The sequence below is a fragment of the Paenibacillus solani genome, from assembly GCF_001277345.1.
Classification (GTDB): Bacteria; Bacillota; Bacilli; order Paenibacillales; family Paenibacillaceae; genus Paenibacillus_AQ; species Paenibacillus_AQ solani.
In genome coordinates, this window is the sequence record NZ_LIUT01000001.1 from 619,255 (window position 1) to 645,902 (window position 26,648).

At 48.4% G+C, this 26,648-nt stretch carries 26 protein-coding genes, 1 tRNA gene, 1 pseudogene and 1 other annotated feature; of the genes and pseudogenes, 17 read left to right on the top strand and 11 right to left on the bottom strand.

Annotated features, from left to right (window positions below):
* Positions 1 to 210: 210 nt before the first annotated feature.
* Together AM231_RS02655 and AM231_RS02660 are read left to right on the top strand one after the other, a co-directional pair.
* Positions 211 to 435, top strand: a complete 225-nt coding sequence (locus AM231_RS02655; protein WP_006208732.1) for a helix-turn-helix domain-containing protein — start codon at positions 211 to 213, stop codon at positions 433 to 435.
* A gap of 133 nt (positions 436 to 568) precedes the next feature.
* Positions 569 to 913 (top strand): hypothetical protein, encoded by a 345-nt coding sequence (locus tag AM231_RS02660; protein ID WP_165593367.1) that lies wholly within the window; start codon positions 569 to 571, stop codon positions 911 to 913.
* Positions 914 to 1,094: 181 nt separating this feature from the next.
* Here AM231_RS02660 and AM231_RS02665 read toward each other — a convergent pair whose 3' ends face one another.
* Complete coding sequence (locus AM231_RS02665) at positions 1,095 to 1,331, bottom strand: hypothetical protein (protein ID WP_054401245.1); 237 nt, start codon at positions 1,329 to 1,331, stop codon at positions 1,095 to 1,097.
* Between the two features lie 823 nt (positions 1,332 to 2,154).
* Here AM231_RS02665 and AM231_RS02670 point away from each other — a divergent pair.
* Entirely contained in the window at positions 2,155 to 2,439 is a 285-nt protein-coding gene (locus AM231_RS02670; protein ID WP_106406045.1) for a hypothetical protein, read from the top strand.
* Between the two features lie 410 nt (positions 2,440 to 2,849).
* On the opposite strand, the gene AM231_RS02675 is transcribed toward AM231_RS02670, so the two are convergent.
* The 3 genes from AM231_RS02675 to AM231_RS02685 are packed head-to-tail and all read right to left on the bottom strand — an operon-like array spanning position 2,850 to position 5,180.
* Complete coding sequence (locus AM231_RS02675) at positions 2,850 to 4,235, bottom strand: nucleoside recognition domain-containing protein (protein ID WP_054401246.1); 1,386 nt, start codon at positions 4,233 to 4,235, stop codon at positions 2,850 to 2,852.
* Positions 4,186 to 4,932, bottom strand: a complete 747-nt coding sequence (locus tag AM231_RS02680; protein ID WP_054401247.1) for a FeoB small GTPase domain-containing protein — start codon at positions 4,930 to 4,932, stop codon at positions 4,186 to 4,188. Before AM231_RS02680 ends, AM231_RS02675 begins: the two co-directional genes overlap by 50 nt.
* The gene (locus tag AM231_RS02685) at positions 4,929 to 5,180 is read right to left on the bottom strand and encodes a FeoA family protein (RefSeq protein ID WP_054401248.1); all 252 of its coding nucleotides are present in this window, start codon (positions 5,178 to 5,180) and stop codon (positions 4,929 to 4,931) included. Before AM231_RS02685 ends, AM231_RS02680 begins: the two co-directional genes overlap by 4 nt.
* Positions 5,181 to 5,547: 367 nt before the next feature.
* Between AM231_RS02685 and AM231_RS02690 the strand changes: the two genes are divergently transcribed.
* From AM231_RS02690 to AM231_RS02720, 7 genes and pseudogenes are all read left to right on the top strand, one after another.
* Positions 5,548 to 5,853 carry an ArsR/SmtB family transcription factor gene (locus AM231_RS02690; RefSeq protein WP_054401249.1) on the top strand — a complete coding sequence of 102 codons (306 nt, stop codon included), beginning with the start codon at positions 5,548 to 5,550 and terminating at the stop codon, positions 5,851 to 5,853.
* A 363-nt stretch (positions 5,854 to 6,216) separates the two neighbouring features.
* Positions 6,217 to 7,944, top strand: coding sequence for a proline--tRNA ligase (locus AM231_RS02695; RefSeq protein WP_054401250.1), 1,728 nt, complete (start codon positions 6,217 to 6,219; stop codon positions 7,942 to 7,944).
* Between the two features lie 44 nt (positions 7,945 to 7,988).
* A complete protein-coding gene (locus tag AM231_RS02700; protein ID WP_054401251.1) occupies positions 7,989 to 9,011 on the top strand; it encodes an MBL fold metallo-hydrolase in 1,023 nt (340 codons plus the stop codon).
* Between the two features lie 289 nt (positions 9,012 to 9,300).
* Positions 9,301 to 10,479, top strand: a complete 1,179-nt coding sequence (locus tag AM231_RS02705) for a glucose-1-phosphate adenylyltransferase (protein ID WP_054401252.1) — start codon at positions 9,301 to 9,303, stop codon at positions 10,477 to 10,479.
* Positions 10,480 to 10,493: 14 nt separating this feature from the next.
* The gene (gene glgD / locus AM231_RS02710) at positions 10,494 to 11,597 is read left to right on the top strand and encodes a glucose-1-phosphate adenylyltransferase subunit GlgD (RefSeq protein WP_054401253.1); all 1,104 of its coding nucleotides are present in this window, start codon (positions 10,494 to 10,496) and stop codon (positions 11,595 to 11,597) included.
* Positions 11,598 to 11,636: 39 nt separating this feature from the next.
* Positions 11,637 to 14,081: a glycogen/starch/alpha-glucan phosphorylase gene (locus tag AM231_RS02715; RefSeq protein WP_054401254.1), complete on the top strand. Its 2,445-nt coding sequence runs from the start codon at positions 11,637 to 11,639 to the stop codon at positions 14,079 to 14,081.
* A gap of 161 nt (positions 14,082 to 14,242) precedes the next feature.
* A pseudogene (locus tag AM231_RS02720) lies at positions 14,243 to 14,518 on the top strand (aminopeptidase); the annotation flags it as partial.
* A gap of 93 nt (positions 14,519 to 14,611) precedes the next feature.
* Here the strand turns inward: AM231_RS02720 and AM231_RS02725 are convergent.
* Together AM231_RS02725 and AM231_RS02730 are read right to left on the bottom strand one after the other, a co-directional pair.
* On the bottom strand, positions 14,612 to 14,980 hold the full coding sequence (locus AM231_RS02725) for a hypothetical protein (RefSeq protein WP_053489427.1): 369 nt from the start codon (positions 14,978 to 14,980) through the stop codon (positions 14,612 to 14,614).
* 372 nt (positions 14,981 to 15,352) lie between these two features.
* Positions 15,353 to 15,916 (bottom strand): phosphatidylglycerophosphatase A family protein, encoded by a 564-nt coding sequence (locus tag AM231_RS02730; protein ID WP_054403518.1) that lies wholly within the window; start codon positions 15,914 to 15,916, stop codon positions 15,353 to 15,355.
* A gap of 165 nt (positions 15,917 to 16,081) precedes the next feature.
* Between AM231_RS02730 and AM231_RS02735 the strand changes: the two genes are divergently transcribed.
* From AM231_RS02735 to AM231_RS02745, 3 genes are all read left to right on the top strand, one after another.
* Positions 16,082 to 17,140 (top strand): GerMN domain-containing protein, encoded by a 1,059-nt coding sequence (locus AM231_RS02735; RefSeq protein WP_054401256.1) that lies wholly within the window; start codon positions 16,082 to 16,084, stop codon positions 17,138 to 17,140.
* Between the two features lie 115 nt (positions 17,141 to 17,255).
* Entirely contained in the window at positions 17,256 to 18,014 is a 759-nt protein-coding gene (gene rph / locus AM231_RS02740) for a ribonuclease PH (protein ID WP_053489424.1), read from the top strand.
* Positions 18,015 to 18,017: 3 nt separating this feature from the next.
* Positions 18,018 to 18,650, top strand: a complete 633-nt coding sequence (locus AM231_RS02745) for an XTP/dITP diphosphatase (protein WP_054401257.1) — start codon at positions 18,018 to 18,020, stop codon at positions 18,648 to 18,650.
* Between the two features lie 73 nt (positions 18,651 to 18,723).
* On the opposite strand, the gene asnB is transcribed toward AM231_RS02745, so the two are convergent.
* Positions 18,724 to 20,568 (bottom strand): asparagine synthase (glutamine-hydrolyzing), encoded by a 1,845-nt coding sequence (gene asnB, locus AM231_RS02750; RefSeq protein ID WP_054401258.1) that lies wholly within the window; start codon positions 20,566 to 20,568, stop codon positions 18,724 to 18,726.
* A 163-nt stretch (positions 20,569 to 20,731) separates the two neighbouring features.
* Here asnB and AM231_RS02755 point away from each other — a divergent pair, with 163 nt between their 5' ends.
* Both AM231_RS02755 and AM231_RS02760 read left to right on the top strand, forming a co-directional pair.
* A complete protein-coding gene (locus AM231_RS02755; protein WP_054401259.1) occupies positions 20,732 to 21,040 on the top strand; it encodes a hypothetical protein in 309 nt (102 codons plus the stop codon).
* A gap of 59 nt (positions 21,041 to 21,099) precedes the next feature.
* Positions 21,100 to 21,465 (top strand): hypothetical protein, encoded by a 366-nt coding sequence (locus tag AM231_RS02760; protein WP_054401260.1) that lies wholly within the window; start codon positions 21,100 to 21,102, stop codon positions 21,463 to 21,465.
* A gap of 161 nt (positions 21,466 to 21,626) precedes the next feature.
* On the opposite strand, the gene AM231_RS02765 is transcribed toward AM231_RS02760, so the two are convergent.
* Positions 21,627 to 21,923, bottom strand: a complete 297-nt coding sequence (locus AM231_RS02765; protein WP_054401261.1) for a magnetosome magnetite crystal formation protein family — start codon at positions 21,921 to 21,923, stop codon at positions 21,627 to 21,629.
* A gap of 161 nt (positions 21,924 to 22,084) precedes the next feature.
* Between AM231_RS02765 and AM231_RS02770 the strand changes: the two genes are divergently transcribed.
* Both AM231_RS02770 and AM231_RS02775 read left to right on the top strand, forming a co-directional pair.
* Positions 22,085 to 22,158 (top strand) — tRNA-Arg (locus AM231_RS02770).
* A gap of 336 nt (positions 22,159 to 22,494) precedes the next feature.
* Positions 22,495 to 22,935 carry a hypothetical protein gene (locus AM231_RS02775; RefSeq protein ID WP_054401262.1) on the top strand — a complete coding sequence of 147 codons (441 nt, stop codon included), beginning with the start codon at positions 22,495 to 22,497 and terminating at the stop codon, positions 22,933 to 22,935.
* 92 nt (positions 22,936 to 23,027) lie between these two features.
* On the opposite strand, the gene AM231_RS02780 is transcribed toward AM231_RS02775, so the two are convergent.
* The 3 genes from AM231_RS02780 to AM231_RS02790 all read right to left on the bottom strand — a co-directional run bounded on the left by AM231_RS02780 (position 23,028) and on the right by AM231_RS02790 (position 26,576).
* Entirely contained in the window at positions 23,028 to 24,890 is a 1,863-nt protein-coding gene (locus AM231_RS02780) for an arginine--tRNA ligase (protein ID WP_054401263.1), read from the bottom strand.
* Between the two features lie 65 nt (positions 24,891 to 24,955).
* Positions 24,956 to 25,179: a binding site (T-box leader), on the bottom strand.
* Positions 25,180 to 25,235: 56 nt separating this feature from the next.
* Positions 25,236 to 26,003 carry a class I SAM-dependent methyltransferase gene (locus AM231_RS02785; protein WP_054401264.1) on the bottom strand — a complete coding sequence of 256 codons (768 nt, stop codon included), beginning with the start codon at positions 26,001 to 26,003 and terminating at the stop codon, positions 25,236 to 25,238.
* A gap of 144 nt (positions 26,004 to 26,147) precedes the next feature.
* Complete coding sequence (locus AM231_RS02790) at positions 26,148 to 26,576, bottom strand: EamA family transporter (RefSeq protein WP_054401265.1); 429 nt, start codon at positions 26,574 to 26,576, stop codon at positions 26,148 to 26,150.
* Positions 26,577 to 26,648 lie beyond the last annotated feature (72 nt).

The following is a 26,648-nucleotide window of genomic DNA, read 5'->3' on the forward strand; positions in this document are numbered from 1 at the left end:
AAATGGTGAAAAAATAAAGAAAATAATTTTTACACCCCCATCATAGACCAACCGTCTAGAGGAAGCAAGGAGAAAAATCACCAATACGCGATTATTGCCCAATTTGTTTGCTTCTTCCGCACCTTCACCCCTTCTCTGACATAAGATGAGTTGACTGTATCCCTTAACCTTGTTAGACCACACATACCCAGGCAAGGAGGGGTGACACCATTGAAGGGGACCGACCATAATAGCAAGTTCTTGTTAACCCACCGTGAACGCGAAGTTTTTGAATTGCTTGTGCAAGACAAAACGACCCGCGATATCGCTGGGCAGTTGTTTATTAGCGAAAAAACGGTGCGTAACCACATCTCCAATGTCATGCAGAAGTTAAATGTTAAGGGCCGTTCGCAAGCTGTCGTTGAGCTGATAAAACTCGGTGAGTTGAAGATCTGACACCATGTTGGTTGCTGCATGAACGAAAGCACAGCGAAGCCTTCCTTCCCGGTTGTACCGGGATTGAGAAGGCTTTTTTGTGTGTATCTTAGAACATAGCGTTAGGCTTGACGACTCCGCAGCAGCTGTTCAAATGGATGGACTAACGGCAATGATTTCAGCGAATGGATTTGGTAGGGCGTCCAAAGCCTATATCATGTATCAGAAAGCAGGAAGTTCCACCATAAAAGGAGTAAACGCTTCTAATCCTGAAACCAACTCGTTGACTGTTCGAACTTATTTTTGTCGGGCTCTCTTTTTCATGCGTGGCTTCATTGTGAAGGTTATCGACATCCAGCAGGAAAATATACAACTCGTGCAAGACAAAACAACCCGCGATATATCGCTGGGCAGTTGTTTATGCGAAAAAACGGTGCGCACCCACATCTCTAATGTAATATATCTTGAAGCACCAAAAAAACCTATCCATCGAAAATGACTCTTTGTATGGGATAATTATAAAAGAGAGGACTGACATCGTTGAGCTCGGTGTTCCGCCGAAAACAAATCGGCATTCTATAGTGTGAGCAAGCACTCGTGAGTAGCGAGACAAATGGTTGGAGTATACAAACAGGAGATTTTCAGAAGTCATGCGACATGGCGGCAAGGTTCTCTAGTTCTTACGACACGAAAATATTCATAATTGAACGAAAGAAAATAGCTGCTCCCACTGCAAGGGCTATAAATCCAATAACACCGAAACGTAATAAATCGGCATCATAGTAAATCTCGTCTTCAGGGATATTATTGATCCATCTCACCCAATCAGAATCGGGTTTTAACAAATAAAACAACCCCAGTACGGAAATCAAAAGTCCGAATAATGTAGTAAATAAATTTAGAACCAGAGCTAGCATAAAAATCACCCCAATAAGTAAATACACGATAAATCTCAAAAGTTACCAAATCAAAGGAGCGATAAAGGATGACAGCCATTATCATGAAAGAAAGCACGGCAAAGCCTTCCTTCCCGGTTGCCTCGGCATTGAGAAAGCTTTTTTGTGTGTATCTTAGAACATAGTATTAGGTAAATACATGTGATGGTGTTTGTTATGTTTATGATGTTAGTTAAGCAGCAGCCCCATTCTGCCTCAGCCATGACAATTATACATAATTTCTGTCGTGCTGGTTGCAGATTTACGGGTAATAGTCGTAGAACTTACTTGGAGGTATCCTCTTAGTTTCTTAATAGAATAACGATGACTCCAATCGCAATAAAAAGGATTCCGCCAAATATTCCGCTCTGGCCATTAAACCGTACTTTCTTGTGTTACACTATCATTTTTCGGATGGCGATTTATAAACCTTAGTAATTTAGAGTTTGGATTCATGTAGTCGTACAGGCCGAAAACAATCATAATGACACCCAGTATTATCATTACCATTTCATCAACTCCCCTTTTTTTGATACGCAAAAACAGACCGTTAGTTCCAAAATTTGGTGGTGAAATTTTTGTTTACACTCTTTTGAAAAATCCGATGTGAGCTTCTGAGCATGATGATGCCGTCTGCCATGAAAGATGATGATATGGTAAAATAATTTGCAACAGTATTAGATGTAGCTATTTTTAGATATGTTAACGTCGCTTATATGCAGATATGAGAATCTTAGGTCGAAATTCTATTTTGATTATAGCTATATTGTGCAAATAGTTTGCATGTTGTGGAGGTGAAATAAACATGGGACCGGTGACTTGGATCTTGGTCGCAGTCGCAGCCATAGCTGTTGTTGCCTTAAGCGTATGGGGCTTGTCCAGACGCACACGAGGGAGCAGGCATAACAGTAATGTCATAGATCTGAAATCTAAATTAAAATATAGCAGAGCAAAAGACGTACAAGCCTGCAGTAAATGCCGCCGGAAGCGTCAAGTGACCTTTTATGCAGATGATTCGGGGGCTGTGCGCGGACTGTGTAACGAGTGCAAGAAAGAGCTTAGCCAGCATCGGGAATTATATCCCGTCTAGCTGTTCATGGAGATATAAAGAGGAAGTGCCAAGGAAAATCACTTGGTTCACTTCCTCTTTTTTTATGCAATAAAGTACAAACGCCTAAAAGAGTATAAAAAGTGTCTACTCCCTAACTTCTGCAAGATTGTGTATAGTGAATTACAAGTTCCTACAGTCAAAAGGGAGTGTGGTCGACTTGAATAGGATGGGCCAGTTGAATACACCGCGAAATCAGATTTTCCTTGGATTTATGCTGGTGATGATCACCGTGCTGACATTAGTCGGGGTTTTCGTACGGCATTGCCGCAGGATCGGTAAAAGGTTAAATTTTATAGAATTCATATAGACTGGATAAGAAAAATAAGAACGAGCCGTATCGCGGGGAGACCCCGGATCGGCTCGTTTGTTTATACATATATATCTTTCACCTAAACCCAGCCCAATGCCCGGGCCACCTGTGCAACAAGGAATGTGACTCCGATGGCGATGGCCGTCGGTATGGCAAAAGACAGGAATGTCCACTTCGCGCTTTTGGTCTCCTTCCAGATGTTCACAAGCGTGGTTCCGCAAGGATAGTGGAGCAGCGAGAACAGCATCATGTTCAGTGCAGTCAGCCAGGTCCAGCCTTGGTCCAGAAAGATTTGCTTGAGGGCAAACATATCGGTAACCTCAGTCAAGGAGCCTGTTGCCAAGTATCCCATCAGCAGGATCGGCAGCACAATTTCATTTGCCGGAAGGCCGATGATAAAGGCCATCAGAATGAAGCCGTCGAGTCCGAGGGCCCGCGCGAACGGATCTAAGAACTGAACGAAATGAATGAGAATGCTGCTATCGCCAATATAGATGTTGGCAAGGATCCAGGTCAGCACGCCGGCAGGCGCCGCTACGATTACAGCTCTGCGCAGAACGTAAATGGTTTTATCCAGGGTTGCCCGGAGGATCGTGTTCAGAATTTTCGGTTTGCGGTATGGCGGCAGCTCCAGCGTGTAGTGAGATGGAATGCCTTTTAATGCTGTTTTGGATAGTCCCCATGATACCGTGAGTGTAACAACGACGCCGATCAGTACCATCCCCATAACGACAGAGGCTGTTACGAGAGTCTGGGTTCCTCCTGAGAAACCAGCAGCCATAAATAATGAAGCTAACAGGATCAGCGTCGGCCAGCGGCCGTTGCAGGGCACGAAGTTGTTAGTCAGAATGGCGAGCATCCGCTCGCGTGGCGATTCGATAATCCGGGTCGACATAATGGCCGCCGCATTACAACCGAATCCCATTGCCATGGTGAGGGACTGTTTCCCGTGGGCTCCTGTTTTTTTGAACAGACGGTCAAGATTGAAGGCCACCCGAGGCAGATAACCGTAATTCTCCAGCAGGGCAAAGACCGGAAAAAAGATCGCCATCGGTGGCAGCATCACGCTGATGACCCACGCAGTTCCTCGAAATAACCCGAGTATCAGGATACCATGAAGCCAATCAGGAGCATGAATAGCCTGAAAGGCCATCGTCAGGTATCCTTCAATCCAGCCGAAGAAACTTGCCAGCATGGAAGATGGGACATTAGCTCCGGCTATCGTTAAATAAAAGATGGCGCCGAGCATCGCCAGCATGATCGGAAATCCCCACAGCTTGGAAGTGAAGATGCGGTCCAGACGCTCAGAACGGTAGAGAAGTTTCCGGTCGGTCACCTTCACAGCGTCGCTGCACAGCTGGCGGGATTTTTTGAATAACTCGCCCACGATGGCTTCCCGAACATCCTCTGCCTGCTCAGCAGGAATGGTGGCTGTTAGAGCTTCCAAGCGCTTTAGCTGTTCCAAAGGTAATCCCCCCTTTTTGTGAGGCCGATAGTCTGCTTTTTAACGTTGCGATCAGCTTCTGGTCCCCATCCAGTAAACGAATAGCCAGCCATCTTGCAGGATATTCGCTGCCGAAGATATCTCTTAATTCAGACTCCAGTCTGGCAATTTGAGCTTCCATCTCCTCATTGTATTTCATGCGGTAGGGCATGGTCGTAGTCTGTCCTGTGCACATTAGAAGCAGCTGCTCGGACAAGATATCCAGCCCTTCGTTGTTTCTGGCCGATATCGGAATGACGGGAACGCCGAGATCCTTTGCCAGTTTGCGTGCATCGATTTTGATTCCTTTTTTCTTAGCTTCGTCCATCAGATTTAAGCACACGATGACTCTATCGGTCATCTCTAATACTTGCAGTGCAAGGTTCAGGCTTCGTTCAAGGGCCGTAGAATCCAGAACAAGCAGGGTGACATCCGGTTTCTCAAAAATGATATAATCACGCGCGACTTCTTCATCGGCTGAGTTGGAGAACAAAGAGTAGGTCCCGGGCAGATCGATAAATTGGAAGCGGGTGTCCTGGTATTCATAATAGCCCCTAGCGAGATTGACTGTTTTACCGGACCAGTTGCCGGTGTGCTGCTTCAAGCCGGTGAGGGCGTTAAAGAGAGTGCTTTTCCCTGTATTCGGATTGCCTGCTAGTGCAATGGTATAAGTTCTCATGATGTCATCACCTTACCCCAAATTAACTCGCTTTCTTCTTTTCTTAATGCAATGACGGTACCTGCGACTCTATATGAGATGGGATCACCAAGCGGACTGGCTTTAAGTACTTCAATAACAGCCCCCGGGACAAATCCGAGGTCCAGAAGTCGCCGTTTATGCTCTCCGTGGATATCCACCTGTTCAATCAGAAACTGCTCGCCGAGCGCTGCTTGATGCAAATGCTGTCTATGTTTTGTCTCATCCATAAAGTTTAACCTCTCCCTAATAAATTGGGCCGAGCATATAATGTTTCCCTAAAGCAACTTTAGACCTATAGTATGACCGAATCGATGCATTGTCAACTGGATTCAACTGATTTTTATTATTTTGTTTATAAATTGATCCTGCTATAACTTCATCAATATACGCATGCTAGATAAAGTGTAAGCGTGAGGAAGAGCTGAATTTTGGGTATGAATTGAAACAAGAGGTTAAGTACGGTAAAGTGATCTTAAAATAGAGAGTCATCGCTGCCAAAGTACGTTTTTGGGGATAAATCGGACATTATGATAAGGAGCCTCCTGCTTGGGGCTACTGAGTTCTCCGGTAAATATAAATAAGGGGGATAAACGTATGGAAAAAGAGCACCATGAGCTGCTGCATGAAGAAGAGGCCATGGAAGCATCACGCCTTCTGAAGGCCATTTCCGATCCAACACGCATCAGGATTCTTCATTTGCTCTCGCAAGAGGAATGTCCTGTCGGCCATATTGCTGAAGTGCTTGGCATGAGCCAGTCGGCGGTATCTCACCAGCTTAGCTATTTGCGCAGTTTAAGGCTGGTCAAATACCGCAGAGATGGAAATACATATTATTACACCTATGAGGATGAGCATGTCATTGGGATTTTGCGGCAGGTGCTGGACCATATCGCACATTAGATATTCTGTTTTTTCATGCTTGACATTCCGCATCTCCGGCTGTAATGTATGGACCAAATGAATTCCGAGACAATAACGATAATCAAGGACATGAGAGTGCAATGTTCGACGAGACAGAGAAGAAGTCCCCGGCTGAAAGACTTCCGCTCGCTAGACTGCACTCTTCCTACCTTGTAGTTGCCCGCTGTCAATAAGCGGTGCCGGTTCGGCCCGTTACTGCCGTATGAAGCATTTTGCGAAATAATGGTAAACATGTCTTGCAAGATGGAATCAGGGTGGTACCACGAGCACATTCGTCCCTAGAAGACGAATGTGCTCTTTTTGCGTACGGCTATTAATGGATCAAAAAGGGAGTATGAGAAGATGCGTCAAAGTCAATTGTTGATGACAACGCTGCGCGATGTGCCGTCTGAAGCGGAGGCACTGAGCCATCAATGGATGCTTCGCGGCGGCTATATACGGCAAACAGCAGCAGGAATCTATTCGTATATGCCGCTTGGATTACGGGTCTTGCGAAAAATAGAGTCCGTGATTCGACAGGAAATGGATGCCTCAGGCGGACAGGAGATGCTAATGCCTGCGGTGCAGCCTGCGGAGCTGTGGAAGGAATCGGGCAGATACGATGTTTACGGTGCGGAGCTCATCAGATTGCATGATCGCCATGACCGGGAATTCGTGCTGGGGCCCACACATGAAGAGGTCATCACGTCCATCGTGCGCCAAGAGATTTCTTCGTACCGGAAGCTGCCAGTGACCCTGTACCAGATACAAAGCAAATACCGGGATGAACGGCGCCCCCGTTATGGACTGCTGCGGGGACGTGAATTCCTGATGAAGGATGCGTATTCCTTCGACCGGGATTGGGAAGGATTGGACGCTTCCTACCGGAATATGTATGAAACGTATGAGAGAATCTTTAGGCGCTGTGGTCTGGACTTCCGAGCGGTGGAAGCTGATGCCGGTGCCATTGGTGGACAGGGAGAGACCCATGAGTTTATGGCGCTGGCTGATATAGGCGAGGACACTGTCGTCTCCTGCAGTCAATGCCAATATGCAGCGAATATGGAACGTGCGGAGTCTGCGGTTCCAGAAGAGCATACCGGCAGGGACGCGCTAAAGACTGACCGCAGCTCAGCCATAGAGCGAATATTGACTCCTAACGTGAGAAGTGTTCAGGAACTGACAAGCTTTCTCCAGGTCGATCCGGAGCAGCTGATCAAGACACTGATCTACCAGGTGGATGGGGAAAACGTTGCAGTGCTTGTTCGTGGTGACCGCGAAGCGAATGAAACGAAGGTGAAGTCCTACTTAAGCGCAGAGCTTGCGGAATTGGCAAGTGCCGAAGCAGTTAAACAAGCGACAGGGGCATCTGTCGGATTTGCAGGACCCGTTGGCCTCAAGTTAAAGGTATTGGTCGATTACGAGGTGGCAGCCATGGAAGAAGGCATTGCTGGTGCCAACCAGGAGGATGCCCATTTGAAGGGAGTCCGCCCTGGACATGATTTTTCGGTTGAGCACATTGGCGATTTCCGAAATGTAACCGAGGGAGAGTCTTGTCCGCGCTGTGGAGCGCCGCTGCAGTTCCATCGCGGAATTGAGCTTGGCCATGTCTTTAAGCTGGGTACGAAATACAGTGATGCTATGAACAGCATGTATCTGGATATTGACGGCCGGGAAAAACCGCTGATTATGGGCTGTTACGGTATTGGCGTCTCCCGCGTTATGGCGGCCATTGCCGAGCAGTGTATCACCGAAGAGCGGTTAGTATGGCCGATGTCTGTCGCTCCGTTCCAGGTTCATATTATTCCTGTTTCAGTTAAGGATGAGGAGCAGAAGAGCTTGGCGGAGCAACTCTACGGCGAGATGATCAAGGCTGGACTAGAGCCTCTTCTGGATGATCGCGACGAACGGGCTGGCGTTAAGTTTAAGGATGCCGACCTTGCCGGGGCGCCGCTGCGCCTGATCATTGGACGCGGGGCTGCTTCCGGAGAAGTGGAATGGATGGGTGAAGACGGCAACAAGATCAACTTGTCTGCTGCTGAAGCCGTTCAGCGTACACGCGAAGCAGTGGCTCGGGCACTGAACGGATAAATCATACAGATATAAAGTTCCAATTGTAATGGAGGTGAAGAGCATTGAATCAGAAGGAAAAGGAACAAGGACCGGATATTCATCATATAGAAGAGCATCAGCTCAGTCAGGTTAAGATTACGTTGTCCAACCCACTGCGATGGGTGAACAGTTATGTGCTGCAGGGGGAGGAGGGGACGACCATCATTGATCCTGGACCGCGTACGGATTCCTCGGAACAGGAGTGGCTGGCTGCGATGGAGCAGCTCAAGATCAACTTCAATGACATTACCTCGATTGTCCTGACCCACCATCATCCGGATCATTATGGGCTTGCCGGGTGGTTTCAGGAACGCACCGGTGCGAAGGTCTGGATGTCCAAGCGCGCGCATGAGGAAGCGCTGCTGATGTGGGGGAAGGATTCCGTTATGGAGCATACGCTCTTGGCGTCCTTCAGGGAGCATGGTATGCCGGAAGCAAAGCTTGCTCTCCTGCCTGAGCATCTGGGCAGCTTCTTTCCACAAGTCACACCCCAGCCGGAAGTATCGTACATTAGCGAGCATTTGCCATTCCGCATGGGAAACCGGGTATGGGTACCCGTGCAAACAGCTGGCCACGCGCCCGGACATCTGTCTTTCTTTCATGCCGCTGACGGCATCCTCTTATGCGGCGATGCCGTGCTACCGCAAATCTCGCCCAACGTAAGCCTGCTGCCCGGCAGTGATGCCGAGCCGTTGGCGCTCTACCTCGCAGGGCTGCACCGCCTGCGGGAGCTGCATGTCCGGACTGCGTATCCCGGACACCGCCACCCGTTCACGCATTTCCGTGAACGGATCGATGCGCTCCTCCTGCATCATGAGGAGCGCCTGGACACCATTGCCGGCATGCTGAGCGCAGCCGGACGGCTCACCGCCTTCGAGGTTTGCACCGCCCTCTTCGGCGAGAAGCTCGGCATTCACCAGCTTCGCTTCGCCATGTGCGAAGCGCTGGCCCATCTCGCCGAGCTGACCCGCCGCGGAGGAGCCGAAATCATCAAAAACGGCGACGGCATGTGCTATTTTTCTGTACGGAGCCAGCCGCATTCCTGATATAGTCAAGATATCGATAAAAACCGTCTCTTCATGCGCTTTGCTTTCATCATGCGTAGAAAGGGCGGTTTTTTGTTTAATAGATTAAAGTCAGAGTTTCTTTAACCCCGCATATAGTTGATGTACCTTCACTATTTATGCAAGGCAATCCTTCCTAGATGTATCCTCATGCACCAATCACCATGAACACTTCATATATTCGTACCGAAAAGGCCCCCCTTGGTTCAGTCAGATATTTTCATGTTATAGGATTCGCGTCGTATAAAGTCCCTATAAAGGAGAATCTGTCATGAAGAAAAAAGAGGTTGTCGCCATGCTGCTCGCTGGAGGTCAAGGAAAACGGCTGAAGGGTCTGACGAAGACGCTCGCCAAGCCGGCTGTTTATTTTGGGGGTACATACCGGATCATTGATTTTCCGCTCAGCAACTGCTCGCATTCGGGAATCGACACGGTGGGGGTGCTTACCCAGTATGAACCTTTGGTTCTGCATTCCTACATTGGTGTAGGAAGCGATTGGGATATGGACCGGCTGAACGGTGGTGTATTCGTGCTCCCGCCCCATGAACGCGAAAACGGAACGACCTGGTATCGCGGTACGGCGGACGCCATCTTCCGAAATCTCAAGTTTATTGATCAGTACGATCCTGAGCATGTGTTGATATTATCGGGAGATCACATCTACAAGATGGATTACGATCGCATGCTGGCTTATCACAAGGAGAAGGAAGCCGATTGCACCATCTCCGTCATCCAGGTGAGTTCGGAAGAGGCGAAGCGGTTTGGCATGGTGAATACGGACGAGAATTACCGAATTAACGAATTCGAAGAGAAGCCTGCTCATCCGAAAAGCACGACGGCTTCCATGGGGGTTTATCTGTTTCGATGGAAGCTGCTGCGATCCTATCTACTGCGGAATGCAGAGATTCCGGATACGAGTCATGATTTTGGCAAAGACATTCTTCCGAGCATGCTGGCAGACGGCAAAACGCTGTTCGCTTATCCGTTTGAAGGGTATTGGAAAGACGTCGGCACCATCGAGAGTCTCTGGGAAGCCAATATGGACTTACTGAGCGAGCGGCCCAAGCTGGACTTAAACGATCCATTATGGCGCATTTATACCCGAAATCCGAATCAGCCGGCAGAATATATTTCTCCGACGGCAAACGTCCGGAACAGCATGATTAACGAGGGCTGCACCGTGTGCGGGGACGTAACACATTCGGTTTTATTCTATGGCGTTGAGGTAGGAGAGGGCAGTATCATAACCGATTCCGTCATCATGCCCAAGGTGCGTATTGGCAAGCATGTACGCATACACCGGGCGATCGTGACCGAGGACATGGTCATTCAAGATTTTGCCGTTATCACTCCGCCTCCTGACGATCCCTCCCAAATTATGCTTGTCAGCAGCCAGGACGAGGACGTTCCTAAGCTGCTTGAGTCATTTTCACGCAATACACAAGGATAAGGAGGGGTCTTGAGATGAGAAAACTTATGGGTGTTATTAATTTGGAGCATGAACGGGATGTGCTGAACGAATTGACGTATTACCGATGCGGAGCTGCTGTACCATTTGCGGGGAGATACCGCTTAATCGACTTTGTGATGTCCAATATGATGCATGCGGGTATTGAAGACATCGCCTTGTTTGTCCGCAGGAAATATCGTTCGCTGATGGATCATCTGGGTGAAGGAAGACCATGGGATATGCATCGTAAGCGAGGCGGCCTGTTTATTCTTCCGCCGGATTGGAATGACGAGACAGATGTGTCTTCCGGGGAAATGCGACATATTTATAATAATCTCGATTTTTTTGAGCGTGGGACTGCAGAGCATATCGTATATTCCGGCAGTCAGCATATCAGCATGGTCGATTTGAACGAGGTGTATGAGTACCATTTGAAGCAGGGCGCTGACGTGACGTTGGTTTATACCAAAGTGAAGACGCCAAGAGAGGAGCATCGTTCCTGCACCCGTGTGGATGCCGATGCGGATGGCAAGGTGACGGATATCCATTACGAACACAAGCATGATGCGGTATATATGGAGATATTCGTGATGGAGAAATCGCGTTTTTTGGAGATGGTCGATCATTGCATAGCCCATGGGGGCAACCATTTTTTCAGGGATGCCATCATGCGCAACCAACATCAGCTGAACATCGCGGGATATGAATATTCAGGGTATCACGCGGTGATCAATTCGCTGGAAAGTTACTATCGCACTAGTATGAATCTTTTGAATCCGAAGGCATACGACAGCTTGTTTCGCAAGCAGGCCGTTCACACCAAGATTAAATATGAGGTGCCTGCAAAGTATTTGAATTCGGCGGATGTCAGCAACGCGCTGGTTGCCAATGGCTGTCTGATCGACGGGGAAGTGAAGAACAGTATATTGTTCCGAGGAGTACAGGTAAAGCGAGGCGCAAGCATTCATAACTCGATTATCATGCAAAAATGCGTCATTGGCGAAAACGTAAGGCTCGAGAACGTTATTCTGGATAAAGATGTAGTGATCTCGCGGGATCATAAGCTGCAGGGAGACTTTCGGAAGCCTTTCGTTATAGCCAAAGATATCTCTATTTGATAGGTAGATAAACTATTTTTCGTCAGGAGGAACTTTCTTTTGTTTAACAACTTAGAAACATTCAAGCAGGTTTTTACGGAGCATTTGGTGAGTCGATTGGGAAAAGGACTTGAGGATGCAACGGCTGAGGATGTATACAAAACCCTCGGCGGTATGATCCGTGAATATGTTGGCCGGGAATGGGCTGCTGCCAACCGGATATACCGGGATACCGGGCAGAAGCAGGTGTATTATTTCTCCCTTGAATTTTTGATCGGACGGCTGATGGGAAACAATCTGTTAAACCTCGAGGTGCTGGATATGGTCCGCCGCGGACTTCTGGAGCTGGGGTGGAATTTGGAGGAGATTGAGGAACAGGAGCCGGATGCAGGGCTTGGCAATGGGGGGCTTGGACGCCTTGCTGCATGTTTTCTTGATTCGTTGGCTTCGCTCAGCTACGCAGGCCATGGATGCGGGATCCGGTATAAGTATGGATTGTTTGAACAGAAGATTGTTGATGGTCATCAGGTCGAGCTGCCGGACAATTGGCTCCAGCGGGGAAATGTCTGGGAAGAGCGCCGGGCAGACAAAGCGGTCGACGTACGCTTTTGGGGACATGTGGAGGTTAGTGTGAAGGATGGTCGGACCGTCTTTGACACAGTGGATTATGAGCGCGTGCTGGCCGTGCCCTATGATGTTCCGGTGATTGGTTATGGAGAAGGTCAGGTGAATACACTGCGGTTATGGAGTGCCGAACCTGCGTCGGATATTTCCAGAATCCGTCCGGCCCATTCTCAGAACAGCTATTATAAGTTCTTGGAATACAATCGTTCGGTTGAATCGATATCGGAATTTTTATATCCGGATGATTCCGCGTACGAAGGCAAGCTCCTTCGGCTGAAGCAGCAGTATTTCCTCTGCTCGGCAGGCGTTCAGAGTATTCTGAGAACGTTCGACAAGCTGGGAAGAACTTATCATGAGCTTCCCGAGTATGTCGCCATTCATATCAATGACACGCATCCGACGCTGGTGATCCCGGAGCTTATGCGAATCCTTATTGACGATAAGGGTTTGGGCTGGGATGAGGCATGGGACATTACGAGCCGGACGGTATCCTATACGAACCATACTTTGCTTAGCGAAGCTTTGGAGAAATGGCCGATCGGCATGGTTAGAGACCTGTTGCCGCGGATTTATATGATCATCGAAGAGATTAATAAACGGTTCTGCGGAATGCTGCTGGAGCGCTATCCGAATGAACATGGTCGCATCTCTCAGCTCGCCATTATTGAGAGCGACCAGATACGAATGGCCAATCTGGCGATTGTGGGCAGCTACCATGTGAATGGCGTGGCGGCGCTGCATACAGAGCTGCTGAAGACACAGGTTATGAAACCGCATTTTGAGCTGTATCCGGAGAGATTTAGTAATAAAACCAATGGAATTACCCATAGACGCTGGCTGATGCATAGCAATCCGGGGCTAAGCCGACTCATCAGCGAGGGGATCGGCACTTCTTGGATTACGGATCCTTGCCAGTTGATTCAGCTCCAGTCACTCAAGAATGATTCCGCCTTTCGACAGGGAATTCAGCGGATCAAACGGAGTAACAAACAACGGCTTGCTGATTTCATCGCAGATAAGCAGGGGATCTTGATCAATCCGGATTCCATCTTCGATGTCCATGTGAAGCGGCTGCATGGCTATAAGCGGCAACTGCTCAATATATTACGCGTAATGCATGTATATAACGAGATTAAGGATCAACCGAATGCGGAACGCGTTCCTCGTACCGTCATTTTCGGTGCCAAGGCAGCCCCTGGTTACTATCTGGCCAAAAGCATTATCAAGCTTATTAACGTCGTTGCAGATGTCGTGAATAACGATCCGCAGGTCAATGACAAACTTCAGGTGCTGTTTCTTGAAAATTATTCGGTTTCTCTCGCGGAGAAGATTATTCCGGCAGCCGATGTTAGCGAGCAGATTTCCACAGCTGGTAAAGAAGCCTCCGGCACGGGAAATATGAAGTTCATGATGAACGGAGCTTTAACGATCGGTACGCTGGATGGAGCTAACGTGGAAATGTTCGAGCTGCTTGGGAAAGAGAATATGTTCCTGTTTGGTTTGAAGCTGGAAGAAGTGCTGGAGTATTACAGGACGGGAGCCTATGTGTCCCGGAAGCGATATGAGCAGGATCCGAGAATAAACCGTGTGCTGAATCAATTGATATCCCCAGGCCCGTTCTGCTGCCATGAGCTGGAATTCGGGCAGATCCTGCAGTCTCTATTGGATCACAATGATGAATTTTTTGTGCTTGAAGATTTCGCAAGTTATGTAGCGACGCAGTCGGATATTGATCAAGCATATTTGGATGCCGACTCCTGGGCCGGGAAGTCGATTGTTAATATTGCCCATTCAGGACATTTTTCAAGCGATAATACGATTCACCGTTATGCTGCGGAGATTTGGAATATCTCCCCTGTAAAAATCGGAGCGAACCGATAATCTGTTTTATCTATAAAAAAGATCCGCCACGGTAGTGGCGGATATCCATAGGTGCTCTATTGGAATGTTCTTCATCATAGTATATGAACACCGCTCGCAGAAATGACTAGATAGATTTACCGATTTATTAGGTTAGCGTGCCCGATTTATTTCTTGGCGGAGTAGCTCATGATTTCCCGATCTAGAATATGAACCGGGTATCCTACAACACCGGGATCGATGAGAACGCATTCTGCCATTTCGCGCTCGGCAGCGCGTATCCGGTCAACCTGGAGGGCGGAACCAAGCTTACGAATGAGCAGCTGGCGGAGCGCGGGGCGAACGTCAGCTTGACCCATGTGGATTTCATGATTGGCTGCGCAGAGCTTGATATCGACGGAGAGCTGCCGGACGGCACTATCGAGCCTGTCTTCCGGAGGGGCAATTGGGCTTACTAGAATAGACGCAAAGAAACCGTCAGAGCGGTGAACTGCACCTCTTTCCATTGAGGATGCAGTCCACGCGACTGACGGTTTCTTCTTATTTAAGTATTAGAGGAAGCGTGCATATGTCGTTAAATCTGCCAGCGAGCCGCTGTGCGAGTAGCGGATAATATAAGTGCCTTGTGAGAAGTTGGTATTGAAGTTAATCGTGTAGCTGACGACATTCGGATTCGAGAAAATATTCGAACGGCTGCTCTCGACCAGCACTTCCGTGCCGCCTGTTACTTGATAGACGTTAGCAAAGATGACCCCTGCGGCAGGCGAGCCGCTGAAATAAGCCGAGCCCGTAATAATCAGCGTGCCTTGGCCCGTCACCGTATCGGTGCGGTTGAGCGGAACGGATGCGCTCGCAACAGCAGAAGTCATGAGAAGCATAACAACAGTCATGAGCAGGATAGCTACCTTTTTCAATTTCATTCATATCGCCCTTTCAAATTGGAGGATGGTAGAAGGAGTTCCTCTCTAGGTGCATGAATGCTGGCCAGCGTTCTGTTGTGTTGTGAAAACCCTTCTGCGTTTCATTATACTTAGCATACAGGTTGAATATGTGAATATTCGTGTTGAAATATTGCTAATAATTTGTTTCAGGTATGGGGCCTCCATTTAATCTTTTATTATAGAAGAAACCCACCGTATCTGGGGGTGAGGTTTCATGCGATCCACCTGTAATCGTCTATGATTCTTTAATAACAAACGGTAGTCTCATAACTATATTCGGCATAACCTCTCTCGTATTAGCACAGAAAAGGAGATTCGCATGAGGCGAATCTCCTTTTTAAGCTGTTTCACTTAATCTTTTGGAAGTTCCTCGGTAGTACCATACAACTCGATTTCTCGGTCGGCTTGCTTGCGATGAGCGATTCGGCTGCTGGCGGCAGCGGCAATCGCACCGACGATATCATCAAGGAATGTATGAACCCGGCCGCTTGTTTTATCGTTTAATTGTTCAAGAATACCAGGTTTGAGCTTGTCGATATATCCATAGTTGGTGAAGCCGATGCTTCCATATACGTTCACGATGGAGAATGCCAAAATCTCATCCACGCCATATAGACCTTCATCGTTGGCCAGCATTTCTTGAAGCGGAGAAAAGAGCTTGCCTTCCTCTGCCAAAATATCTAACTGAATTCCCGTTAATACCGCATTTTGAACTTCGCGTTTGCTGAGCACGGCATCCACATTCTCTATGCATTCTTCCATGGTTAGAGACGGATAGTATTTTTTTTGAAGGATCATCACCAGTTCCGCGATTTCCTCCAACTTGATCCCACGCTTATGGAGCAGGCTCCGCGTCGCCTCCGCTACTTTTTTACTGTTCAAACTATACGGAATGTTTAAATCGTTTTCTGCCATGGTGGAACTCACCTCATTTTCGTGGTTATGAAAGATGCTTACGACGATTGTACTTTTTCCGCCCCCCTTTGTCCAGAAAGGGGAAAACTGAGAGTTATTTTTTTGAAAAGGGCTCGTATACATAGGAGTACAACCTGTACAAAAAATGTTAGGGAGGAACAATACATGAAACGTAACAAACGTAATCTTCGCAGGCTTTCCGCCGCCGGGCTGCTTGCTGTTCCGATCGTATTGTCCGGCTGCGGTATTTTATCCGGGAAGCAATCGGAAGGAATTGACCCGCCGCCTGCGCAAGTGGAGAAGCAGATGCTGAACACGGCCGGATCAACGGCGGCCCAAGGGGATATTGGCACGCAGACAACGGTGTACCTTGCAGATGCGCGAGGAATGTTAGCGCCTGTAACATTGGGAATTCCGAAGGTGGAGGGAGCGAATGCAGCACAGGAATCCCTTGAGGTTCTTGTAAGCGGAGGCCGTTATGCCGGGTATGTTCCTCAGGGCTTCCAGGCTCTGCTGCCAGCCGGTACGCAGATTCATCAAGTGAAGGTCGATCCGGAGAACAAACTGGCTGTTGTGGAATTTAATAAATCGTTTACAAACTATAAAGCGGCGGATGAGCGCAGAATATTGGAGGCGTTGACTTGGACGCTGACAGGACACGAAGGTATTGAGCAGATGCAGGTATGGGTGGACGGCGTCAAACTGACGGAAATGCCGGTCAATCATACGCCGCTGGATCGTCCGCTTTCCCGTGCAATGGGGATCAACCTCCAAAAAGCGGATGATGCTATGTACAGCTCTTCTTCCCCGGTTACGGTCTATTTCTCTTCCTTGACGCCTGATGGCATTCAATATTATGTGCCTGTTACAAGGCTTGTCCCGACAGGGCAAGATTCCGTTCAGGCTGCCTTGAACGAGCTGATTCGGGGGCCGCATTATGGAGATGGATTAGTTGAGGTTATTCCGGATGATACTACCATTGCTTCGATTGAAAAAGGGGAAGACGGAGCAGTAACCGTATCCTTGCAGGACAGCATGTTTGAGCAGGGCGAGCAGGTTCCGACCGAGCTGCTGCAGGCTGTCGTGCTCACCGTTGCTGAAAATTCAGGTGATGCCAAGGTAAGAATCCGGATGAATGATCTGGCTGAAGTGGTTGGAACGGACAGTCGAAATTACAGTGAGCCAGTCAGTCGTCCTGAATTCATAAACGAGATTTCGATTTAACGGACACATCGCTTTCTTTTGCGAAAAATGCCCAGCGAAGATGCTTTTGTGCCTGCACTTTGGTAGAATAGGGAATGCTAATCAGGATTGCGATAAGAAGTAGGAGGCAGAAAACATGAGATCTAACGGACGTAAGAGCGATGAGCTTCGACCGATGAATTTATCGACCCATGTGAATAAATATGCGGAAGGCTCCGTGTACATCGAGATGGGAGACACCAAGGTGCTAATAACGGCAACCGTGGATGAGAAGGTACCCCCATTTCTGAAAGGACAAGGAAAGGGCTGGGTGACGGCTGAATATTCCATGCTGCCACGCGCTACGCAATCCCGCAACCAACGGGAAGCCAATCGCGGTAAACTCAGTGGCCGAACGATGGAAATTCAACGGCTGATCGGCAGAGCGCTCAGGTCTGTTGTGAATCTGCATGCTCTTGGCGAGCGGACCATTACACTGGATTGCGATGTGATCCAGGCAGATGGCGGAACGCGGACCACCTCCATTACAGGAGCATTTGTAGCCTTGGCCATAGCGGTAAATAAAATAGCAGAGCAGCATAAATTGGCTGTATTTCCGATCACGGATTACCTGGCATCCATTAGCGTGGGCATTGCGGGTGGACAGGCGCTGTTGGACTTGAACTATGAAGAGGATTCCAAAGCGAAGGTCGACATGAATCTGGTTATGACCGGAAGCGGGACATTCGTTGAGGTTCAGGGAACCGGTGAAGAGAGCCCGTTCTCCCGTGAGGAGCTGGATCAAATTCTGGCGCTCGGGGAACAGGGGATACGCGAGCTCATCGAACGTCAGCAGGAAGCGCTTGGACCGATTGCGGCTAAAATCGGTTCCGTGAATGCGGGGACAGGTGTTTAATTAATGGCATTGACACTTGGAGATACGCTGATCGTTGCTACCCGAAATCAGGGGAAGGTTAAGGAGTTTGCGCATGCTTTTGCTGCTTTTGGCACAGAAGTGAGGAGTATGTATGATTATCCGGATCTGCCTGATGTTGTAGAGGACGGAACAACTTTTGCAGCTAATGCGTTCAAGAAGGCAAAGGCGGTTGGCGATGCACTGGGATTGCCTGTGTTAGCCGATGATTCCGGTTTATGCGTGGATGCGCTGGACGGCGCTCCCGGCGTTTATTCCGCAAGATATGCCGGCGAGCATGGAGCAGACGAAGATAATAACGAGAAGCTGCTTGGCGAGTTGGAACAGTTAAGACTTGGTGAGGACACCGAACAGCCGTTATTAAGTCCGGCCCGATTTGTTTGTGTTCTGGTGCTGTATGATCCCGTGTCTGGTGAAAAGCTTGAAGCTGAGGGAAGTGTTGAAGGGTGGATCACCTCGGACCCGTCGGGAAACGGCGGCTTCGGTTATGATCCGCTGTTCTACTTGCCAAGTCATGAGAAGACGATGGCCGAGCTTTCCATAGAGGAGAAGCAGGAGATCAGTCACCGCGGGAAAGCGCTGCGCAAGCTCGTAGCGGACCTTCGGAGTGATAGCTGAATCTGTTATGAGGTAAAAGAAACCATGTCGGCATGAGCCGGTATGGTTTCTTTGTTTTATCGGAAGCATAAGATCAACGTACGGAAACATTGTATTCTTTTAACCAAAAATGAACTTGAGCTAAGTAGGCGAACAACTGTGGTCCGGACATCAATTGACCAAACCAAGGGAGATTCGAGGAAGCATCCGGTGAAGACGCAAGCTCCCGAATTCGCGCAGTATCGATAAGGGGAAGGAGTGGAGAAGAACTATCGTCCAAAATGGACAACAGTTGGGCTTTAACGGCTGCCAAATAATTCGGATTATGAGTTTTGGGATAAGGACTTTTTTTGCGGTACAGGACATCGTCTGGTAGTACGCCTTCAAGCGCTTTGCGCAGAATGCCTTTTTCACGATTGCCCGTCGTCTTGATATGCCAAGGAATATTCCACACATATTCAATCAGACGGTGATCGGTATAGGGCACACGCACTTCAAGTCCAGCCCCCATACTCATCCGGTCCTTGCGGTCGAGGAGCGTTGGCATGAACCTGGTAATATTCAGGTACGACATCACTCGCATTTTGGCCTGCTGTCCACTTTCTCCGTCCAGTTTAGGTACTTCGGCGACTGCATCGGAGTAGCGGTCACCAAGGTATTCCAGCGGCTTGATCCATTCCTGGATCTCGGCTGATAGCAGCCCGGCCCGCATATCCGGAGCAACTGCCCATGGGAAGGTATCCGAATTCAGCATTTCTTCCCGATAGAACCACGGATATCCGCCGAATATTTCATCAGCGGCTTCACCAGAGATGGCCACGGTTGCACCTTTCTTGATCTCTCGGCAGAAGAGAAGCAAGGAGGCATCAACATCCGCCATCCCCGGGAGATCCCGCTTCAGTGTAGAAGCATCAAGCGCTTCAACCAGTTCGGGAGTGTCAAATTCGATCCAATGATGGTTCGTGCCCAGCTCCTCGTGCATGCGCTTGATCCAAGGCGCATCTGCACCAGGCTGGAAGGAATGGGACTTGAAGTATTTGTTATTGTCCACATAATCGACGGAGTAGGTATGCACTTGTCCTTGGCCCGTCCGTCTGTAGTAATCCACGGCAAGCAAGGAGAGTGCGCTGGAATCCAGCCCGCCGGATAACAGAGAGCAGACTGGCACATCAGATACCAGCTGACGTTCAACCGTGTCACGTAGAAGATCACCAAGGTAATGTGCGGTTTCATTGGCATCTTCCTCATGAGGCTTGCTCTCCAGTTTCCAGTACGTATATTTGCGTAAACCCTCGCGATTAAAAATCATGGCCATGCCGGGACGAAGCTCAGCAATGTCTTTATAAACGCTATGCCCTGGGGTGCGCGCAGGTCCAATAATGAATATTTCAGCCAGCCCCTCAGCTCCGACAACAGGTTCTACTTTAGGATGCTGAAGCAATGCCTTGGGTTCTGAGCCGAATACAAGCGTCCCGTCAACGTAGCTGTAGAAGAGGGGTTTTACTCCTACACGATCCCGAGCGAAAAAAACCTGCTCCCGCACACTGTCCCAGATTGCGAACGCGAATATTCCATTGAGGCGCTCCACACATTCCGGACCCCACTCGATATAAGTGACTAACAAGACTTCCGTGTCGCATTTGGTGTGGAAACGATGTCCGCGTCGCACCAATTCGTTCCTAAGCTCCGCAGCATTATATAATTCACCGTTATATACAATGGCATAGACATTCTCTTCCTGATGAATAATCATCGGCTGAGCCCCATTTTCGGGGTCGATCACACTAAGTCTCCGGTGGCCAAATGCGCACGGGTTAGAAATCCATGTGCCGGATCCGTCAGGTCCGCGATGAGCCAAACTTTCTGTCATTCTTACCAGCAGCTGTGAATCCTGCGTCAAATCGCCGCTCCATTGTATAAAACCGGTTATTCCGCACATGACGGCTCATCCTCTCTTGGTCTAATTCATACGCTGCCCCATCTTTATAATCCTACGTCGCCAAAGTGATACAGATATATGCCGAATGAAAGCATAAAATGTCTGTCCTTTTACGAAAACTAAGAAAGCCGGACGAACATCAAAGAGAAGGAGAGAACCGTCCATGGATAAGTCAATCTATTATGTGTCTGTGCAGAGCCGCTCGGTACTTACTGAGCAGGGAGCGAGCGCTTATGAATGGGAGATTGAAGCAACGCCCGCTGAGGCGGATCAGGTTCGGATAGAACTGGACATGATGCAGGAGAAGGACGAAGAAGTTACAGGGTACATGTTTCCTTGGCCGGATACCACCGAGCAATCCACCAATGTACTGTTTCAATCTTCCCTGGACAAGGTGTATCGAACCATTTATCAATTGGGTACGCCGGCTACGCGCCAGCAAATGGAAGAGCTGCGGTTACTGTCAGAATAGATATGAAAATAATAGGGACGGAGCAGTCTTGCACGTCTTGATGAAGGAGAATGGATGTAATGTATACCATTAGAGATGCCAAAATTCGCCGGATCACGGAAGTGAACGGCGCACCGTGTGCAGAAGTAGAGGTGTATCCGGCAGTCGAAGGAGAAAATGCATTGCTCGCCTATCTGACGCCATCCTCTCCCCTGGGAGGCTATGATTTGGTGAAAATCGTTCGCAGTAATGCCAGCTTGGAAGTGGATTGGTATGACAACAGTATGAATGATGCTTTTGTGGATGCCACGGACGAAGCGTTTGAGAATAGCGTTCATTCAAGCGCCGAGGAAAGTCGTGATGCGTTTAAGCAGCAGCTTCTTTCGACAGGCCAGTTATATGAGCAGCTAAACCAGCGGTTAAGCGAGGGCCCCCAATATTTTTAAAAGTAAGGAGGAAGAGATCTGTCGTTGAATCGGCAGGTCTTTTTTAAGTACAAGGAAACCGGTACGAAAAAGTGCATCATTCAGCAAAGGATTGATCACAACGAAATAAAAAAACAAAGGACCTTGCGTTGAACGCAGGGCCCTTAACTATAATCAACAGCTCAATATGCATGCTCTCTTAATACTTGAATACCCATGATTACGTTGTATACAAAAGCACCGAAGTAGATGATGCCGAACAGGACGAGGTATCCGATTATGGAACCGAAGGATCCTGAGGTGACGGCCATGTAAATCAGCGGTATCGCAGCTATAACCGGGAATATATGTGAGAACAGGGCACGACGGGCGTGCTTAGCAACGTAAGCATCTGCAGACAAGATCCAGACGATGACAGGAAGGATGAACGGCGCAAAGAAGATGCTAAAATAGGATAAAGACGATAACAGTTGTCTCAATGGTATCACACTCCTAAAGTCGTTCTAATGATATACATATTACCCCGTAAGCCTGATCCTGATTCGGTTAAAAGATCCTTTCAAAAAAAGTGCTTTGAAAAATACAAAAGATGCGATATAATATACTTCGTTACTGTTTAAAAAGTTTGTTCTACATATATGTCCCAGTAGCTCAGCTGGATAGAGCAACGGCCTTCTAAGCCGTCGGTCAGGGGTTCGAATCCCTTCTGGGACGTAAAAAAGACACCGTCAAAATGACGGTGTTTTTTGCGTCCCATGAGGATGAGAACCCCTAGGGGGTTCGTCGGAGCATAAGCTTCGTTAGGATTACATCGCAGTCGGCCTGGAAGGCCGTATCCCGACTGGGACAAGAACGTCCCGTGAAGATGAGAACCCCTAATGGGGTTCGCCTACGCACACGCTTCGGGAGGATTACTCCGCAGTCGGCCTGGAAGGCCGTACCCCGTGAGGATGAGAACCCTGTCTTGAAGAAATTCCTGACATCGCAGGCCATTCATCTTATAATAGAAGAGAAAATATTTTTGAGGACCATTTTGAGGAGGCAACAAGCATGCAGCTTACTAAAATATCACAGAATACCGCCATCTTATTAGAGCATGCCAGAAAATCAGGGCTTGTTTCTCTCGAGTTGCTGGAGGCTGTCCGCTCGGGTGATATAGAGAGATTTCAGATCGCAAATCATGATCATTTTAACTATGATGAATTGTTCATTTATGCAGGAGAGCATGGGGAAGACTTAGAGAAGGCTGTGAGCGAAGGATATCAAATAACGTTTAATACACGGAATGGGTTGAAAATATGGCTGGAAGAAGCTTTCCGCATCAGTTCCGAGTCAGACTTCCATGTAGGTGAAGGCATTATTGAAGGACTGAAGCTCCAAGAGGAACAGGTGGCTCGTTTGAAGGAAGCACTGGCTGTCAACTGGACCCTAGAGGAGGAGCCTACAGCAGATGGAGTCCTTGTCAGATTGACTGTCAGAGGTCTTAAATAATACAGAATCAGCCACCGCTACTATTCTATAGAATGAGTAGGGTGGCCTTTTTTTAATTATATAGCGTGATTCGATTTTCTGCAGAGTATGAGTTACATCCGGCTAGGGGTGGGCAGTCCCAGCACTTCTAATGCTTCTCCCAAGGTATCCTTAAATAAGGAAGTGAGCCATACACGGAATGGGAGCACATCCTCCCCAGCCTTCAGAATCGGGCACGCCGAGTAGAAATTGTTGAACAGGGAGCAAAGCTCATAGGTAAAGTTGCAAATCGCGCTCGGGGATAGCTCCTCTCCTGCGGCGTACAGGGTATCCTGCCATGTGCTGATATGCCGTATCAGCGCATGTTCCGCTTTATCCATGGCAGGGAACTGGGCAGGCAGCGACGGCAAGATATCGGCTTCTTGAGCTTTGTTGAGCACGCTGAGTGCACGTGCGTAGGAGTAGAGCAAGTATACCCCGGTATTACCTGATATTTCAGTAGCCTGCTTCATGTCGAACACCACCTCGGTATGCAAGGCAAAACGCAGCAAATAGTAACGGATCGAGGCAGCTGCGATCATATGGCTCGATAATCCGCTTTTATCGGAACGTGTGTCTTCGATAACCTTGGCAACTTGTTCGATGAGCTCCGTAATTTTGATCCCGATACCCTGCCGGCCGGACATCGCGTAGGATGCTTTCCCTTCGGAAGTATCGATCCCCAGATCCGCCGCAGCGGATGGACTAAGTGAGACCACTCCATAGCTCACATGACGAAGTTTGGCGGCTTCTTCATGGAAACCCAAGCTTTCCAGTGCCTGCTTTACCATAGCTTGCGGGTACTGCTGCCGATGATCAATGACATTGATGACCATGTCTGCTTTACCGAAGCTGAGCTGCTCTCCGTAAGTGCTCGTCGTCCAAACCTCGTCTGTAAATTTTTTGTATACGAAATCGTTGCTAAGGAGGCCATATTTCCACAGGTGATAGGCTATGTCTTTGGCCGTGTAAGTCAGGATGCCGTTGGAGCGAATGAGTACTTTATCCATGCTGTGATCTGATTCCGGATCGTCCCCGGCTTCTGTTCCTGATTGCTTGAGCACCCAGCAGCCTGCAAGCTTGCCCTCGGTTTCCTGATGGAAGAGCGGGGTGTTCTTCAACAGCTCGAAAGCGGATGCCCAGAATCCCTCTCTGACAATGTTGCTCTCCCAGACAAGCAGATCATAGTCAATGCCGAACTGCTTCATTTCTTCCAGATGTTCTTTGACGATTCTCTCGGCCACGAGCAGCCCGATCCACGACAGGTTCTGGTTGCCTTCCTCCAAAGCATGCAAAACCTCGGTCCGATGCTGAACCAGTCCAGGCTCTCTATCGTAAGCCTTATTTGTGCTTGAATATACATCCCAGCAGTAATCGCCAAACCGGGCGTGTTCTTTTGACAGCGGCGTGTGAAGCATCCCGACTACCGTATCTGCCAATTGATTACCTAGGTCATCGATATAATTATGAACTTCAACTTCGTAGCCAAGCTTTCTCATCAGTCTTACGAGCGTATCTCCGATACAAGAATTTCTTAGATGCCCGATATGGGCGGACTTATTCGGGTTGATGGAAGTATGCTCAATGACGATTTTTTGGTTAGCTGCCGCAGGTAATTCAAAGCGACGTTCCGCCCAATATTCCCAATTGATACGCAGATTCATAAATCCGGGTGCCACGATTTCAGTGGCGTAGACAAGCTGTTTGTAGGATGTATCCTGCTCAAGCTCGGCTTGTATTAACCCGGCAATCTGCAACGGAGTCTTACGTAGCACCTTTGCAAGCTGCATCGCGATGTTGGTGGCATAATCCCCATGCTCCATATTAGCAGGCTGTTCAATCCGGACTGGAGTGGAATCGGGCAGTTTGGCACCCAAAGCTTCACATACCTGATTTACAGCTTGTTGAAGGCTTGAAGTAATGAATTGACTTAACATGTTAAATCCCCCTCTGAAAAATAAGCAAAAGTATGTTCTGATAAACAAAAAAAGCCCTCATCTCATAAAGAGACGAGGACTTGTGCTCGCGGTACCACTCTTGTTGTTAAACCGAACGGGTTTAACCACTTTTATACGATAACGGTGTAAACCGGGGCTTCCTACAATTTTTCATTTCGGAAGGCCATCTCCTGGGTCCGTTTCACCGCAGACTCTGTACCGGTTTCCACCATCCCGGCTCGCTTGGACTAAAGTCAAGTGCAGTTACTCTCCCAATCAACGAAAATGACATGTTCAAGTTTTTCCATATTATTAACTATTCTTTTCAGAAAAGCAACCCCAAAATTATGAAACCTTCTCCGCAAAGACTCGCAGACGCCGGTAATCCCCGTAGAAAGCATCCTCATGCCAGAGCGTCGCTTGAGCAGCTTGACTAATGCGAGTGATTGCTTCGTCCTTCTCTTCAGCCGAGAATTCGGCAAAGAAGTGATCGCCAAACTGCAGCAGCCAGTGCTTAATGCCGTCCTTGCCCCCAGGCAGTTTCGTCGGACGGTCGAAGTAATGGGCGATATGCACGCGGAACCCTTGGAATTCAAGTAAGGATGTAAACTGGCCCAAGCTGGGAAAATACCATGGATTCCGGATGTCCGCATCGATTCCATAATGATTGGCGAATACCGATTTCAAAGCTTGATAAATCCCATCTATGTTTCCCATTCCACCAAATTCCGCCACGAATCGACCACCGGGCTTGAGGGAGTCATAGACGGAGCGTACCACGCTGGCAGCGTCCTTCATCCAATGTAGAGCGGCATTCGAGAAGACGGCATCATACGGCGTTTCGGTGCTGAAGTTCTCGCCATCGCCGACCACAAATGTAAGCCCGGGGTATTTGCTTTTAGCACGCTCAATCATCTCGGCCGAATAATCCATGCCGGTTACATGTGCGCCCGAAGCGGATATATCATAAGCCAAATCTCCTGTTCCGCAGCCGAGATCGAGAATCCGTTCTCCGGGCTGAGGTGCAAGAAGCTCTGCAACCCCTTTTCCATAAGCCGAGACAAACGATAGCTGCCGATCATAATCGTAAGGCTTCCATACTTGCTCTGACATAAACAACACCCCTTCACCTATGAATTATTCTCATTGTGGCATGTTTGACTTATAATTAGAAATATATAATTGTAATTAATTTGATAGGTTATATCAATAAACGATCGAACAAAAAGCCGCTGAGCAGCGGTTTTATGTAGAACATTATTTAACGGCAACGAGAAGTGCGCCAACAGCGATAAGTGCCACTCCGGCCGCATTAATCCAGGATATTTTCTCCCCAAGAAACACGAAGGCCAGAATGACCGCGATGACAACGCTCAATTTATCGATAGGCCCTACCTGCGATACCTTGCCGTATTTGAGGGCGAGAAAATAAAACAGCCAGGATAATGCTCCCGCAATGCCGCTGAGCACAATAAAGCTTAATGCTTTCTTCTGAACCAGTATGTCGCCGAGTTCGGAGAATTTCCCCTGAACCCCTACGACCCCCAGCAAAAACAATGCCATAATGACAGAGCGAATGGCTGTTGCTGAATTGGCATCGATATTTTGCAAGCCTATTTTTCCAAAAATAGCGACAAGCGCTGCCGTAACCGCCGACAGCAATGCGTATACAAGCCATAATGGCATGTCGTTTTTCTCCTTCTTGATAAAGATAAGTTCTCTGTTTAATGTACCGGATTACTTTATAATAGTATAGAG